At 70.5% G+C, this 13387-nt stretch carries 12 protein-coding genes and 1 tRNA gene; 4 read left to right on the top strand and 9 right to left on the bottom strand.

The genetic code is table 11. The features are described from left to right. Positions 1–13: 13 nt before the first annotated feature. Genes alc through uraH form a run of 3 tightly spaced genes read left to right on the top strand, consistent with a single transcriptional unit; the run spans position 14 to position 1883 of the window. On the top strand, positions 14–1036 hold the full coding sequence (gene alc / locus K8556_RS00455; protein WP_223738046.1) for an allantoicase: 1023 nt from the start codon (positions 14–16) through the stop codon (positions 1034–1036). After that, complete coding sequence (uraD, locus tag K8556_RS00450) at positions 1033–1545, top strand: 2-oxo-4-hydroxy-4-carboxy-5-ureidoimidazoline decarboxylase (RefSeq protein WP_223738045.1); 513 nt, start codon at positions 1033–1035, stop codon at positions 1543–1545. Before alc ends, uraD begins: the two co-directional genes overlap by 4 nt. Beyond that, complete coding sequence (gene uraH, locus K8556_RS00445; RefSeq protein ID WP_223738044.1) at positions 1542–1883, top strand: hydroxyisourate hydrolase; 342 nt, start codon at positions 1542–1544, stop codon at positions 1881–1883. Before uraD ends, uraH begins: the two co-directional genes overlap by 4 nt. Before the next feature lie 4 nt (positions 1884–1887). Here uraH and K8556_RS00440 read toward each other — a convergent pair whose 3' ends face one another. Together K8556_RS00440 and K8556_RS00435 are read right to left on the bottom strand one after the other, a co-directional pair. After that, positions 1888–3534: a Rieske 2Fe-2S domain-containing protein gene (locus K8556_RS00440; protein WP_223738043.1), complete on the bottom strand. Its 1647-nt coding sequence runs from the start codon at positions 3532–3534 to the stop codon at positions 1888–1890. Positions 3535–3783: 249 nt separating this feature from the next. Then, positions 3784–4872, bottom strand: coding sequence for a carbohydrate-binding protein (locus K8556_RS00435; RefSeq protein WP_223738042.1), 1089 nt, complete (start codon positions 4870–4872; stop codon positions 3784–3786). Positions 4873–5253: 381 nt separating this feature from the next. On the opposite strand from K8556_RS00435, the gene K8556_RS00430 reads away from it, so the two are divergent. Then, entirely contained in the window at positions 5254–6240 is a 987-nt protein-coding gene (locus K8556_RS00430) for a TerC family protein (protein WP_223738041.1), read from the top strand. Between the two features lie 98 nt (positions 6241–6338). Here K8556_RS00430 and K8556_RS00425 read toward each other — a convergent pair whose 3' ends face one another. From K8556_RS00425 to K8556_RS00395, 7 genes are all read right to left on the bottom strand, one after another. After that, positions 6339–6629, bottom strand: coding sequence for a hypothetical protein (locus tag K8556_RS00425; protein WP_223738040.1), 291 nt, complete (start codon positions 6627–6629; stop codon positions 6339–6341). A 237-nt stretch (positions 6630–6866) separates the two neighbouring features. Continuing rightward, positions 6867–6938: transfer RNA gene (locus K8556_RS00420), tRNA-Val, on the bottom strand. A gap of 87 nt (positions 6939–7025) precedes the next feature. After that, positions 7026–7310, bottom strand: a complete 285-nt coding sequence (locus tag K8556_RS00415; RefSeq protein WP_120581302.1) for a hypothetical protein — start codon at positions 7308–7310, stop codon at positions 7026–7028. 20 nt (positions 7311–7330) lie between these two features. Next, complete coding sequence (locus K8556_RS00410; RefSeq protein ID WP_223738039.1) at positions 7331–7756, bottom strand: hypothetical protein; 426 nt, start codon at positions 7754–7756, stop codon at positions 7331–7333. Positions 7757–7765: 9 nt separating this feature from the next. Beyond that, a complete protein-coding gene (locus tag K8556_RS00405; protein ID WP_223738038.1) occupies positions 7766–9388 on the bottom strand; it encodes an Hsp70 family protein in 1623 nt (540 codons plus the stop codon). A gap of 152 nt (positions 9389–9540) precedes the next feature. Next, positions 9541–11601, bottom strand: a complete 2061-nt coding sequence (locus tag K8556_RS00400) for an ATP-dependent helicase (RefSeq protein WP_223738037.1) — start codon at positions 11599–11601, stop codon at positions 9541–9543. A gap of 46 nt (positions 11602–11647) precedes the next feature. Next, positions 11648–13336, bottom strand: coding sequence for a HEAT repeat domain-containing protein (locus tag K8556_RS00395; RefSeq protein WP_223738036.1), 1689 nt, complete (start codon positions 13334–13336; stop codon positions 11648–11650). Between the last annotated feature and the right edge of the window lie 51 nt (positions 13337–13387).

The raw sequence follows: 13387 nt of genomic DNA, 5'->3' as shown, positions 1-13387 counted from the left end.
GGAGAGGACACCGATGCAAGCCGAAGCACCCGGGGCGATGCACGTCGCCTTCGCCGACCTGATTGACCTCGCCGCACGCAAGGTGGGCGGCAAGGCCCTGCTGGCCAACGACGAGTTCTTCGCGCCCAAGGAGTCGATGCTGGAGCCCGGGCGCGGCGTCTTCATCGCGGACAAGTACACGGAGCGCGGCAAGTGGATGGACGGCTGGGAGACGCGCCGCAAGCGCGTGCCCGGCTACGACTGGTGCATCGTGAAGCTGGGCCTGCCCGGCGCCATCCACGGCATCGACGTGGACACGAACCACTTCCTCGGCAACTTCCCCGAGTACGCCTCCCTGGACGCGTGCGAGGTGGACGGGGACCCGTCACCCGAGTCGCTGGCGGAGGACGTGTCGCGCTGGACGGAGCTGGTCCCCAAGCAGCGCCTGCGCGGCGGCTCGCGCAACCTCTTCGCGGTGGCCAACGAGCGGCGCTTCACGCACGTGCGCCTCAACATCTACCCGGACGGCGGCGTCGCGCGCCTGCGCGTGCACGGGCAGGTGCTGCCGGACTGGCACGCGCTCAAGAAGGCCGGGCTGGTGGACCTGGCGGCGGCGGCCAACGGCGGCTCCGTCGTCACGTGCAACGATCAGTTCTTCGGCACCAAGGACAACCTCATCTTCCCGGGCCGCGCGGCGAACATGGGCGAGGGCTGGGAGACGCGCCGCAAGCGCGTGCCCGGCTACGACTGGATCGTCGTGAAGCTGGCCACCGCGGGCACGCTGCGCCGCGCGGAGGTGGACACCCACTTCTTCAAGGGCAACTTCCCGGACCGCTGCTCGCTGGAGGGCATCCACCTGGAGGAGCCGCTGCTGGACTTCGCCAACGCGACGCACCTCCAGTGGAAGGAGCTGCTGCCCCAGTCGAAGCTCCAGGCGGACCACTGCCACGTCTTCGAGAGGGAGCTGAAGGACGTGGGCCCCATCACCCACGTGCGCCTCAACATCTTCCCGGACGGCGGCGTCAGCCGGCTGCGCCTCTTCGGGGAGCCGGCGTGACGACGCCGCTGGAGCGCCTGAACACCGCCACCACGCAGGAGGCCACCGAGGCCTTCACCCGCTGCTGCGGCAGCACGAAGTGGGTCCAGCGGATGCTGGCCGTCCGCCCGTTCCGGGACGCGGAGCACCTGTACGCGGAGGCCGCGGACGCCTGGGCGCGCACGGGGCCGGAGGACTGGAAGGAGGCCTTCACGCACCACCCGCGCATCGGCGACGTGTCGAAGCTGCGGGAGAAGTTCGCCTCCACCGCGCAGTGGTCGTCCCAGGAGCAGAAGGGCGTGGCCGGCGCGGACGAAGGCGTGTTGCAGGCGCTGGCCCAGGGCAACCGGGACTACGAGTCCCGCTACGGCTTCATCTTCCTCGTCTGCGCCACGGGCAAGAGCGCGGCGCAGATGCTGGAGCTGCTCCAGGACCGCATGCACAACACCCCGGACGCGGAGCTGCGCATCGCGGCCGGGGAGCAGGCGAAGATCACCCGCATCCGACTGGAGAAGCTCCTCGCGTCATGAGCACCCTCAGCACGCATGTCCTGGACACGAGCACGGGCCGCCCGGCGGAGGGGCTCTCCCTCACGCTGGAGGCCCGCTCGGGCGAAGACTTCCGGGAGCTGTCCCGGGGCGTCACCAACGCGGACGGACGGGTGAAGGACCTGTCGGGCGCGAACACGAAGCTCGCGCCCGGCGTGTACCGCCTCACCTTCGACACCGGGGCCTGGTTCCAGGCCCGGGGGCAGCGGGGCTTCTACCCGTACGTGCAGGTCGTGTTCGAAGTGACCGCGACCGACGAGCACTACCACGTCCCGCTGCTCTTGAGCCCCTTCGGCTTCTCCACCTACCGGGGCAGTTGAAGCTTCAGACGCGCGGCGGTTCGACGGGCGCCTTGTCCGCGGCGGGCACCTTCTCCGCCGGGGCCTTGTCGCCGCCGCGCTCCACCTTCTCCGGCCTGTCCGCGACGGGCTCCGCGCAGAGCGTGGAGTTGTTCGACTTGCACGCGCCGCCGTTCTGCAGGTCGAACTGCCAGCGGTGGCGCGGGCACACCACGTAGCGGCCCTCCTCCACCCAGCCCTCCGCCAGGTCCGCGCCCTGGTGCGGGCAGAAGCGCTGGATGGTGAAGCGCTTGCCGCCGGCCTCCACCACGGTGCGCTCCTTCTGGGCCTCCGTGGCGCGGATGCCGTCGCAGAACTCGCGGATGTCCTCCACCTCCACGCCCAGGAAGCCGTGCAGCACGGGCTCGTAGACGTCCGGGGTGCGGGACAGGCGCAGGCGGAAGGACAGCAGGAAGTCCTCCCAGTTCAGCTTCCGGTCCAACACGCGCACGATGTCGCTCGCGCTCACCTTCATCGCGTAGCGGCTCTTGTCGCGCATCTCCGTCACTTCATCCACGCGGCGGGCCTTGAAGTCCACGCGCAGCAGCCGCGTGGGCGCCTCCGTCAGCTCCACGTAGAACGGCATGCCCACGCGGTCGTGCAGATCCAGCAGGTCCAGCTTGCGCTGCAGCTCCGTGCGCAGGCGGCCGTGGATTTCGTCCACCTCCTCGCGCATCAGGTTGCGGCGGCGCTCGCGGAAGACGTAGGCCATGTCCTTGGCGTACGTGTGGAGGTACTCCTTGAAGTTCTCCGTCGTCACGCGCTCCGGCACCTGGGACACGAACTCCAGCGAGCCCGCGTCCAGCACGTCCCCGGGCATGGGCTCCAGGTAGCGCGTGGGCAGCGTGGGCATGCGCTTCTCCAGGTAGGAGAAGAGCACCGGCGCGCGCGGGAAGATGCTCACGTCCTGGAAGTTCAGACTGAAGAGGGCCGGGTCCAGGAAGGCCGCGGGGCCCGCCGCCGCGATGTACGCGCGGGGCTGCACCACTTCCAGCGCGCGCGCCACCGCCTCGAACTTGCTGTCGCGCTTCTTCAGGCTGATGGCCGAGTACGTCTCCTGCGGGTACTCGTAGCAGGTGGGGTGCCAGATGGCGCCGGAGAACTGGGCGGAGAAGACGTCGATGGGCCCCTCCTCCGCGATGACGCGCACCAGCCGATCATGCATCTTGCAGTCGTTGATGTTGAGGAAGCACTGCCCGTCACCGCGCACCATCACGCTGGAGTCGCGGTTGGTGCCCTGCTCGGACACGAAGAGCTTGATGTAGCCGCCCTTGATGGGGATCTCGCGCGAGTCCTCGCACGCGATGACGCGCTTGCAGCCGTACTTCTCGAAGATGTCCCGCAGCTCCGAGCGGCGGAACTTCGGCACCAGCACCGTGAAGTCCCGCTTCGCGATGGTGGCCAGGAACTCCGGGTCGAAGTGATCCTTGTGCTCGTGGCTGATGTAGAGGAAGCGCTCCTTGCCCGGCGTCTCCAGGAGCTCCTTCACGCGCGGCGCCAGGTGGTGGTTGCGCGGCAGTTGCATCCACGCGGAGTCGAAGGCCCCCTGCGGCGTCAGCCACGGATCCATGACGACGAGCGCTCCAGCGGTCTCCACCGCGAAGCCCGCATGACCCAGGAAGGTGATCCGCATGAACGTCGTCCCTCGTGTGGAGGACGCGGCCGGGAGGACCGCGCCCTGGAGTGGCTGTGTGCGCGCGGGCCCATGGCCCCGGCGTCAGCTAGGCTGCGAAGCTAGGGCGTCTCTTTCCAGCGGCACCCCGGCGCGCCCCTCCTGTCGGAAAGCCCACGCACGTCGCGTCAGGCCGCGAACAAAAAAGGGAGGGAGCCTCCACGAGGCCCCCTCCCCTGACGACTTCAGGACATGCGGCGTGCGGCCCGCCTAGGGCTGGATCTCCCGGACGCTCATCCACTTGAAGTCCACGTCCGTGGCGCTGTCCCAGCGGAACGTGGCGATGGGCCCGCCCCAGGTGATCGGCATGGCGCCCACGGCCCCGCCGCAGTGCTGGGCGTCACCGCCCCAGCCGCCGTCGTCGGTCATGTCGTAGACCTTCTTCCACGTCACCTTGTCGGCGTTGTCGTTGAGGTACAGCTCCAGCTTCACCGCCTCGCCGCCCTTGGCCCCCGGCACGTTGCGCATGACGGCCTTGAAGCCCACCCAGCGGCCCTTCAGCGCGGAGGTGGCGGACTTGTACGGCGCCTGGTCGTAGGACACGTGCCAGGTCTCCTTCTCCCAGCGCACGCGGCCGTCGTAGTGCAGGCCACCCTTGTAGCTGCTGCCCTCGCAGCCGGAGTTCTTGTCGTTGTGCTTCCCGCCGCGCGCGTACCAGGCGAAGTTGTCCTGGTTGTTGTTCACCGCGTTGACCTTCACGAAGCCGGTCATCTCGATGTTCTTCCAGTCGTTCGGCGCCTGCATGTAGCCGCGGCTCGCCAGCACGTCGCGGTCATACGTGGCGATCTGATTCGCGCTGTAGCCGGAGGACGGGAAGGCGCTCATGCGCACCTTCGTGCTCTTCATCTTCCAGGAGCCGTCCGCGTTGCGGGTGATGGTGCCCTGCGGGTCGAAGCGCTTGTCCGCGGTGGCGTTCTCCGCGAGCGCCCAGGACTCGCCGCCCGGCAGCGAGGGGTACAGCATCGTCACGCCGAAGCCGTCCACCCCGGACGGAGCGGGAGCCGGGGTGACCTCCGGCGGAGCGGTGGGCGTGGGCTCGGGCGTGGAGGGGTCTGGCGGGGGCTCCGTCTCCGAGGGGAGCGGCTCCGGCGGGGTCTCCGGCTCGGGGGCCGGCGTGGCCGGGAGCTCAGGGGTGGCCGGGAGCTCAGGGGTGGCCGGGGTGCCCGGGGCGGGGCTGGGCGCGGGAGTGCTCACCTCGCCGCTCGGGTCCGTCGTGTCGCCGCCGGGGCTCGCGCCGCAGCCAAAGGCATGGAGCGCCAGCAGCAGCGCGCTGGACGTGAAGACAAATCGGTTCCGCATCAGGCAGGGGGTTTCCGTGCACGGGGGGCCCTCGAGACGGGCAGCGGCCGCGACGCCATCGCCGGCGGCCTGTCACCCACGCCCCAGCCTCCAGGCTCACGTGCCATGGGAGGTTCGGGCGCTCGGCTGGTCTCAACGGCCCGGTGAAAGCGTTCTCCAGCCGGGGTCCTTGCAAACCGCGGCGGAATTGAACACTTCCCCTGGCGACAAGGGCCGCCATGGCCCCCGGCCGGCCGCCTCCCCTACCCCGGCGGCACGCCTGCTCCCGGGTGATACCTCCGTTTTCCCGAAGCATCGCGCCCGGATTCTCTATTTGCCGAAGATACGCGGCGCTCCTATTTGAGAGGGGTTGGCTCCCCGTGCCTTCCCCAGGTGAACTCCTTGGAATCCTTCCAAACCATCGGCAGCCCCTTCTTGTGGGGCGGCTTCATCGCGTTCGTCTTCGCGATGCTCGCGCTGGACCTCGGTGTGTTCCACCGCAAGGCGCACACCGTGAGCTTCAAGGAGGCAGGGGCCTGGAGCGCGGTGTGGGTGAGCCTGGCGCTGACGTTCAACGGCTTCCTGTGGTGGCGCTACGGCGCCGGGCCGGGGATGGAGTTCCTCACCGGCTACCTCATCGAGAAGTCGCTCTCCGTCGACAACATCTTCGTCTTCGTCGTCATCTTCTCCACGATGAAGGTCCCGGCCATCTACCAGCACCGGGTCCTCTTCTGGGGCATCCTGAGCGCGCTGGTGCTGCGCGCGGCGATGATCTTCGCGGGCGTGGCGATGCTGGAGCGCTTCCACTGGCTCATCTACGTCTTCGGCGCCTTCCTCATCCTCACGGGCGTGAAGCTCTTCATCCAGCGCAACCATGAGGATCACCCGGAGGACGGCTGGCTGATGCGCACCGCCCGCCGCGTGATTCCCTCCACGCCGCACTTCGACGGGCAGCACTTCCTCACGGTGGAGAACGGCCGGAAGCTGGCGACGCCGCTGCTCATGGCGCTGATGCTGGTGGAGGCGTCCGACGTGCTCTTCGCGCTGGACTCCATCCCCGCCATCTTCGCGGTGACGCGCGACCCGTTCATCGTCTTCACGTCGAACATCTTCGCCATCCTGGGCCTGCGCTCGCTCTTCTTCCTGATGGCCGGCGCGATGGAGAAGTTCACCTACCTGAAGGTCGGCCTGTCCGGCGTGCTCGTCTTCGTGGGCGCGAAGATGGCGCTGGTGGACGTGGTGCACCTGTCGCCGGCCATCTCCCTGGGCGTCATCGCGCTGGTGCTGGGCGCCAGCATCGTGGCCTCGCTGGTGAAGGCGAAGAACACGCCGCCGCACACGCCCAACCGTGACAACGCGCCGAACACCCCGGCGCCCGCGAAGAGCTGACGCTCCCGCGGAACCCAACCTTCTCCGGCTGTGGGTCCCATGGGGTGTGGGGCTCCGGGCCCGGGCCCCCGAAGCGCATGGGGGCTCGGGCCTCTTTTTCAGTGGGCCCGCGACAGCTCCATGAACTCCAGCCAGGAGCGGATGGCGTCCTCGAACTCCTCCAGGGGCAGGTCCTGGGAGCGGCCGGGGATGGCCACCTCGCTGTGGATGGAGGCCCGGGCCCGGTTGAGCTCCAGGCTCCAGGTCTCCCCGGTGACGTCCCACCGCTCCCGCCGCCCCTGCCGCAGCGCCGCCAGCACGCGCAGCATCCCCTGCGCCCGGTTCGCATCCGGCCGCAGCTCCTGGGCGAGGTAGTCCGCCAGCACGTCGTCGGGCGGCAGGCCACTCACGACCGCCCGTCCCTGCTGATCCCACGTGAATCGCAATGTCCTGGGCACGGCCGTGAAGGTCGCACAGTCCGTGGATCGCCGGCCACGCCCCGCCCCCGCCGATTGCGCCGGAACCCGACACTGCGGCCCGGCCGCGTGCGGCAGCCAACGTGCGCCTCCGCCCGGCGAGCAACGGCGTGTCGGGAGCTGGAAAAGCGAAAGGCCGTGAGCCCCTGGGGACTCACGGCCTTTCTTGAGTGGGCGCGGCAGGTTTCGAACCTGCGACCCCTGCCGTGTGAAGGCAGTGCTCTACCGCTGAGCTACGCGCCCTGCTGTCTTCCGCCGCCCGCCGCGCGACCGCTGCGCAACGAACGCGGCGGTAAATGCCATTCGCCGCCGTGGGTGTCAACGCCTTTTCTACGAGGACTCTTCCGCGAGCGCCTCCAGCTTTTCGTCCAGCTCGCGCAGGCGGCGCTTGAGGCCCGCGAGCTGCTTCCCCACGGCCTTGAAGTCCCCCTTCGGCGCGAAGTGCAGGGCCTTCATGACCTCTTCCTGTCCGCGGTCCAGGGCCTGCTTCCCGCGCTGGACGCGGCCAATGGCCTGGGCCACGGCCATGGCGCGCTTCTCGTCGGCCATGAGCTTCTCCATGGCCATGCTGGAGAGCCCCAGCGCCTGCTTCTTCAAGTCGTCCCGGATGCCCATGGTGGCGGTCCTCTGGCCCCTCAGGGGCCGTCGGGGAACTCGGTCTTCAGCGCGGCGAAGACGCGGTCGGCGATGCCCTTGTAGCGCATGCGCTCGATGAGCGGCTGCAGGTCCCCGCGCATGGAGATGCGGCGCTTGAGCACCGCCTCCACCGGGTCCAGCGTGCCCAGCAGGAGCTGCTTCCAGACGGAGTACGGGGCGCGGGCCAGGTACACCGGCTCCAGCTCCTCCAGGTCGTCCGGATCCGCCAGCACGCGGGCCCGCTTGATGTCGCGGTCCCCGGGCTCCACGTGGACGACGAAGGGCTTGTCCAGCTTGCCCTGCTCCGCCTCGATGATGGCCCCGAAGTCGCCCTTCCAGCCCTTGCCGGCGATGGCGCACTCCGGGTCTGCATTGGTGAGCCGGACGGCCTCGTCCAGCCATTCCTTCGACGGAAACTTCGGCATCGCGCCTCCCTACCCCCTACGGAAGATGCTCTTGATGCTGGAGAAGAGGCCGCGGTCGTCGCTCGGCCCGCTGCTGCTCGACGGAGCAGCCTGCGTGTTGCGCGAGGCGACTTCCTGCAGGGCCTTCTTCAACTGCTCGGGCGTGTCGCGGGTGGCCAGATCCACCTTGCGCGACATGCCGCTCGCGTCCTCCACCTGCACCTGGAGGAGACACTCCTCGGTGAGGCGGAAGTCGATCTTCCGGCCCGCCGCGGCGGCCGGCACGCGGACGGTGCCCAGGTACTCGTTGTCCACCATCAGGTCGCTGTCACCCTGGTAGATGTCCAGCTCGATGAACTGCGCCCCCTGCTGCGCCGGAGGCGGCAGGCGGAAGCTCTTCACCATGGGGATCAGCGAGTTCTTCTCGATGATGCGCTTCACGCGGCCGTTGGGCAGCGCGTAGCCGATGGGCATGGACAGCGCGTCCAGCAGCGTCACCGCGTCGATGCTGCCCAGCGAGTCGCCCAGCAGCGCCGCGCCCAGGGCCACGCACTCGTCCGGGTGCACGCCCTTGCGCGGGGCCTTGCCGAAGTGGGCCTGGATCTTCTGCTGCACCAGCGGCATGCGGCTCTGGCCGCCCACCAGGATGATCTCGTCGATCTCCGAGCGGCTGATGCCCTTCTCCGCGAGCACGCGGTCGCAGATGTCGAAGGTGCGGTCCACCAGGTCGCCGGTGAGGTTGTTGAGGTAGTCGCGGGTCAGCGGGATGCGCAGATCCAGCGGCTTGCCCTTGCGCTCCTCGATGTAGGGCAGGTCGATGACGACGTTGGGGATCAGCGTCAGGTCGATCTTCGCGGCCTCGGCGGCGTTCTTGATGCGCTGGAGGGCGATGGGGCTCTCGGTCAGGTCGACCTTGGTCTCGTCGCGGAAGCGCTCCAGCACGTACTCCATGATGCGGTTGTCGAAGTCCGCGCCGCCCAGGAAGGAGTCGCCGCCCGTGGCCAGCACCTCGAAGACGTTGCCGGCCAGGTGCAGCACGCTGACGTCGAAGGTGCCGCCGCCCAGGTCATAGACGAGGACCTTCTGGTCCAGGCCCCGGTTGAAGCCGTAGGCCAGCGCCGCGGCGGTGGGCTCGTTGACGATGCGCTTGACGTCGAAGCCGGCCAGCCGCCCGGCCTCCTTGACGGCGTTGCGCTGGTTGTCGTTGTAGTAGGCGGGGACGGAGATGACGGCCGCGTCGATGGGGCCGCCCAGGAACTGCTCCGCGATCGTCTTCAACTGCGACAGCACGAAGCTGGAGATCTGCGGCAGCGTGTAGAGCTTGCCGCCCAGGGTGACGGCGGCGTCCCCGTTGGCGTCCTCGACGATGTCGTAGGGGAAGTACCCCTTGAGGTCCTCCACCGCCTTCGAGTGGTACTTGCGGCCGATGAGCCGCTTGGTGCCCCAGAGCGTGTTCTTGGGGTTCGTCACCATCTGGTCCTTGGCGACGCCGCCGACCAGCAGGTCGTTCTTGGCGGACAGCGCGACCACGGAGGGCAGGATGAGGTTGCCGCGATCCGTGGGGACGATCTTCGGGATGCGGTTGCGCACGGACGCCACCAGGGTGTTGGTGGTGCCCAGGTCAATCCCGACGATGCGAGGTCTGTCCGCCATGAAGGTCAACGTGCGCAGCTCAGGGGGAGGCCGCGCCCGTCCTCACTCTCTAGCACGTCGAGCCGTCGCGTGCGCGTTTCTAGGCGGACGCTTCCTCCCTGACTGTAGTTCTGGCCAGCCTGCCCACCAGGGGGGCTGATTCCCCTCCTGGCCTACAGCTCCCGGTCCGGATCCGGCCCCAGCTCGCGCAGGCGGATCGGCCCGTCGGGCTCCGGGGGCGGGTGCGTCTCACACACCGCGTCAGGACCCACCGGCAGCTCGGCCAGGAAGCGCGACGGGGTGAGCAGGAGCCGTCCGTCCTCCCGGGGCAGTGACGTGTGGGGGTACACGAGCCACAGCGCCTCCCGGGCCCGGGTGACGGCGACATAGAAGAGGCGGCGCTCCTCCTCCTCGGCCTCCGGGTCGCGCGTGGCGACGGACAGGGGGAAGCGCCCGTCGGTGAGGCCCAGCACGAAGACGGTCCGCCACTCCAGGCCCTTGGCCTGGTGGACCGTGGTGAGGGTGAGCACGTCGTCCGGGGCCTCGCCCTCCCCCTCCAGGGCGGCGCGGGCGGAGAACTCGGAGACCAGGGCGATGGCGGACAGGAAGCGGGGCACGTCCTCGAAGCGGCCGGCGAACTCCTGGAGCTGGCGCAGGTCCTCCGCGCGCCGGTCCGCCCCGTCCCCGGTGGCCGGGGGCTCGCGCGCCGCCAGCACCTCCGCGAGCAGCGCGCCCGGGCTCCGGGGCTCGCCGGAGGACAGGGTGGTCATCAGGGCCTGGAAGCGCTGGAAGCCGGCCTGCGCCTTCTTCGGCACGTGGGCCTGGACGTCCGGGTGGGCCAGCGCGTCCGCGAGGGACAGCTCCGGGGGCAACGCGGACAGGGCGGTCCACAGGTGCTCGGTGCTGGCGGTGCCCACGCCGGGGAGCCTCCGCGCGAGCCGCTTGAAGGCCAGCTCGTCGGTCCGCTGGTGCGCCCAGCGCAGGTGGGCGAGCGCGTCCTTGACGTGGGCCTGCTCGAAGAAGCGCACCCCGGAGCGCACGCGGAACGCGACTCCGTGGCGCGTCAGCTCCAACTGCAGCTCCAGGGAGTGCAGGTGGGCGCGGTAGAGCACCGCCATGGACTCCAGGCGCTCCCCCCGGGCGCGCAGCTCCAGGACGCGCTCGGCGACGAAGGCGGCCTGGGCCTTCACGTCGCGGGTGGGGACCACCTGGGGCACGGGGCCGGGCGCGCCGTCGGACACGAGCGCCTTGGGGAACTGGCGGGTGTTGCGCGCGATGACGGCGTTGGCCAGCCGCAGCACCTGGGGCGTGGAGCGGTAGTTGCGCGTGAGCGGGTAGATGCCGCAGCCCGGGTAGCGCTGGGGGAAGTCGATGATGTGGCTGAACTCCGCGCCCCGGAAGCTGTAGATGGACTGGCAGTCGTCGCCCACGACGGTGAGGTTGCGCCGCTCGCCCACGAGCAGGTCCACGAGGTCGCCCTGGAGGCGGTTCGTGTCCTGGTACTCGTCCACGAGCACGCCCTGGAAGCGCCCGGTGAGCTCCGCGCGGACGGACGGGTGGTCCTCCAGCAGCCGCTTCAGGTGCGCGAGCAGGTCGTCGTAGTCCATCAGGTGCAACTGCGCCTTGCGCTGCTGGAAGCGGCGCGCGGTGGCGAACACCTCCGGGGCCACGGGGAGCAGCTCCCTGCGCCGCTCCACCAGCACCTGCGACACGGGCTGCTGGAGGTTGGTGGCCAGGGAGACCAGGTCCAGCAGCGCGTCCGGACGCGGGAAGCGCTTGTCGCTCCTCAGCTTGCGCTCCGCCAGGCACGTGGCCATCAGGTCGCGCGCGTCCTCGCGGTCCAGCACCGTGAAGCCGGTGGAGAAGCCCAGCGCCCCCGCGTGCTGGCGCAGGAGCACGTGCGCCGCGTGGTGGAAGGTGCCGCCGAGCAGGCTGCCCACGTCCGCGAAGCCGCCGGCCAGCTCCTCCACGCGGCGGATCATCTCGCGCGCGGCCTTGTTGGTGAACGTGAGCAGGAGCAGCGACGACGGCGGGACGCCCCGCTCCAGCATGCGCGCCACGCGGTACGTGAGCGTGCGCGTCTTGCCGGAGCCCGCCCCGGCGATCACGAGCACGGGCCCCTCCCCCGCTTCCACGGCCGCGCGCTGCTCGTCGTTGAGCGCGCCCTCCAGGTCCAGGCGGCGCGAGGGCGCTCCGGCGGGGACGGCGGGGCTCAGCGGCTGGGGGGCGGCCATGGGGGGTGGGGACTCTAACCGCCGCCGAAGGGTCCGCCAGTCCGTCTCAGGGAGGGGTGGATCCAGCCAACCGGGAGGCCGCCGCGGCGCGGACCTCCGGAGAGGGATCCCGCTCGCGGGCCAGCTCCAACAGCAGCGTGCCCACGGGCCTGGGCAGCTTCGCGCTGGAGGCCTGCTGGAGCGCCTGGGTGCGCTCCTTCACGCCCTGCGACAGGCGCTCGGCGACCTGTTGATCCGCGCAGGTGCGCACGCCGGGGTGCTGCTGGCGCAGGAGCAGCTCCGCGTCCGCGAGCTTCGCCTCGGCCAGCCGCACGGCGTCCTGGGCGGTGCGCTCGAAGGTGTCCAGGTCCTCGGGGAACTCCGTCTTCTCCTTGCGGACCCGGGCGATGGCCTGGGCCGCGAAGCGCGCGTCCACCACCGCCGCGCAGAGCTGACGCGCCGACGCCAGGGGCACCCCACCCTCCGCGGACACGGTCTCCTCGCGCGCGGTCGTCTGGGCCCATACCGCGAGCTGCCGGGCCGCCACCGCCGCGGAGAACGCCTGGCGGCGCTGCTCGCGCAGTTGCACCCAGCGCCAGAGCACCACGGGGTCCGTGCCGCCGGACTCATAGACGCGCTGGTACTGGCTGGCGGCCTGCTCCAACTGGCCGCTCAGGTCCAGGAGCGCCGCCACGGTGATGTAGAGCTCCGGGCTGCTGGCGCGCTCGCGCAGGGACTCCAGCCGCACGGCGACCTCATAGCCGGCCACGGGGGCGGGCAGCGCGGAGAGCACGGTGCGCAGCGACGTCAGCGCGTTCTGGCGGATCAGCGGGTTGCGCGCCGTGCGCAGCGCCTCCAGCAGCGGATCCACCGCGCGCACGGAGACGTGCTGGCCCAGCTCCTCCGCCGCCTGCCAGCGGTCCAGCGGATCCGGCGCCACGAGCGCGCGCTTCAGGTCCTCCAGGTCGCGCAGGTAGTGGCCCGGCTGCATGGCGCGGGCGGCGGGCTCGGTGCGGGCGAGGGCGCCCTGCTCCTCGCGGGCGCGGGCCAGGCGCGCGGGGAAGCCCGTCAGCTTCGGCCCCAGCGGGTGGAGCTTCACCTTCGCCTCGGCCTCGTCCACCAGCCCGGAGACGAGCAGCCCCTCCACCTCCAGCTCCAGCAGCTTGACGCGGACCTCCTCGCGGTGCGCGCCCGCGGGGAAGTCGCGCAGGTAGGCGAAGAGCTTCCCGGCGTCCCTGGCCTGGGCGAAGGACTCGTCGTCCAGCTTGCGCTCCAGCTCCTCGCGGCGCGCGCCCGCGGCCTCGCCCTGGAGGAGCTGGGACACGCGCTTGAGGTCGGTGGTCGTCTGGACGTCGCGCTCCTGGGCCGCCTGGAGCTTCGCGCGCGCCTCGTCGCGGTGGGAGCCGTCGGGGTGCTCGGCGAGGAACTGCCGCCACCCGGCCTCCGTGTCCGCCTCCTTCGCCGCGTTGAAGCGCAGGCCCTCCAGCAGCGACTGCGCCCGCTGCCGCTGCGGCGCGTCCGGGTACGTCTCCAGGAAGCGCTTGTAGGCGATGACCGAGTGCAGCCGCTTCGCCTCGTCGAACTCCAGCCCCTCGATGCGCCCCTGGGCCGTCGTGGCCTCGGGGTCCTCCGGGTTCTCGCGCAGGAAGTCCTGGTAGGCCTGCACGGTGTCCAGCTCGCTGGCCTTCTCGAAGGACATGTGCGAGCAACCGGTGGCCAGGAGCACGAGGGCGAGGGCGCGGCGGAAGGTGGGCATCCCCTCCAGCAATACCCCACCCGCCCCCCGTCGAAAACCCGAGCCGCTCCG

This window comes from Corallococcus sp. AS-1-12 (assembly GCF_020036995.1).
GTDB lineage: Bacteria > Myxococcota > Myxococcia > Myxococcales > Myxococcaceae > Corallococcus.
This window is presented reverse-complemented; position numbering and strand designations above follow the sequence as displayed.

Bases quoted from the DNA above. Each gene is read 5' to 3' on its own strand.
- K8556_RS00405 (WP_223738038.1), bottom strand. From the start codon at position 9,388: ATGGCGGACAGACCTCGCATCGTCGGGATTGACCTGGGCACCACCAAC.
- K8556_RS00410 (WP_223738039.1), bottom strand. From the start codon at position 7,756: ATGCCGAAGTTTCCGTCGAAGGAATGGCTGGACGAGGCCGTCCGGCTC.
- K8556_RS00415 (WP_120581302.1), bottom strand. From the start codon at position 7,310: ATGGGCATCCGGGACGACTTGAAGAAGCAGGCGCTGGGGCTCTCCAGC.
- K8556_RS00435 (WP_223738042.1), bottom strand. From the start codon at position 4,872: ATGCGGAACCGATTTGTCTTCACGTCCAGCGCGCTGCTGCTGGCGCTC.
- uraH (WP_223738044.1), top strand. From the start codon at position 1,542: ATGAGCACCCTCAGCACGCATGTCCTGGACACGAGCACGGGCCGCCCG.
- K8556_RS00395 (WP_223738036.1), bottom strand. From the start codon at position 13,336: ATGCCCACCTTCCGCCGCGCCCTCGCCCTCGTGCTCCTGGCCACCGGT.
- K8556_RS00440 (WP_223738043.1), bottom strand. From the start codon at position 3,534: ATGCGGATCACCTTCCTGGGTCATGCGGGCTTCGCGGTGGAGACCGCT.
- alc (WP_223738046.1), top strand. From the start codon at position 14: ATGCAAGCCGAAGCACCCGGGGCGATGCACGTCGCCTTCGCCGACCTG.
- K8556_RS00400 (WP_223738037.1), bottom strand. From the start codon at position 11,601: ATGGCCGCCCCCCAGCCGCTGAGCCCCGCCGTCCCCGCCGGAGCGCCC.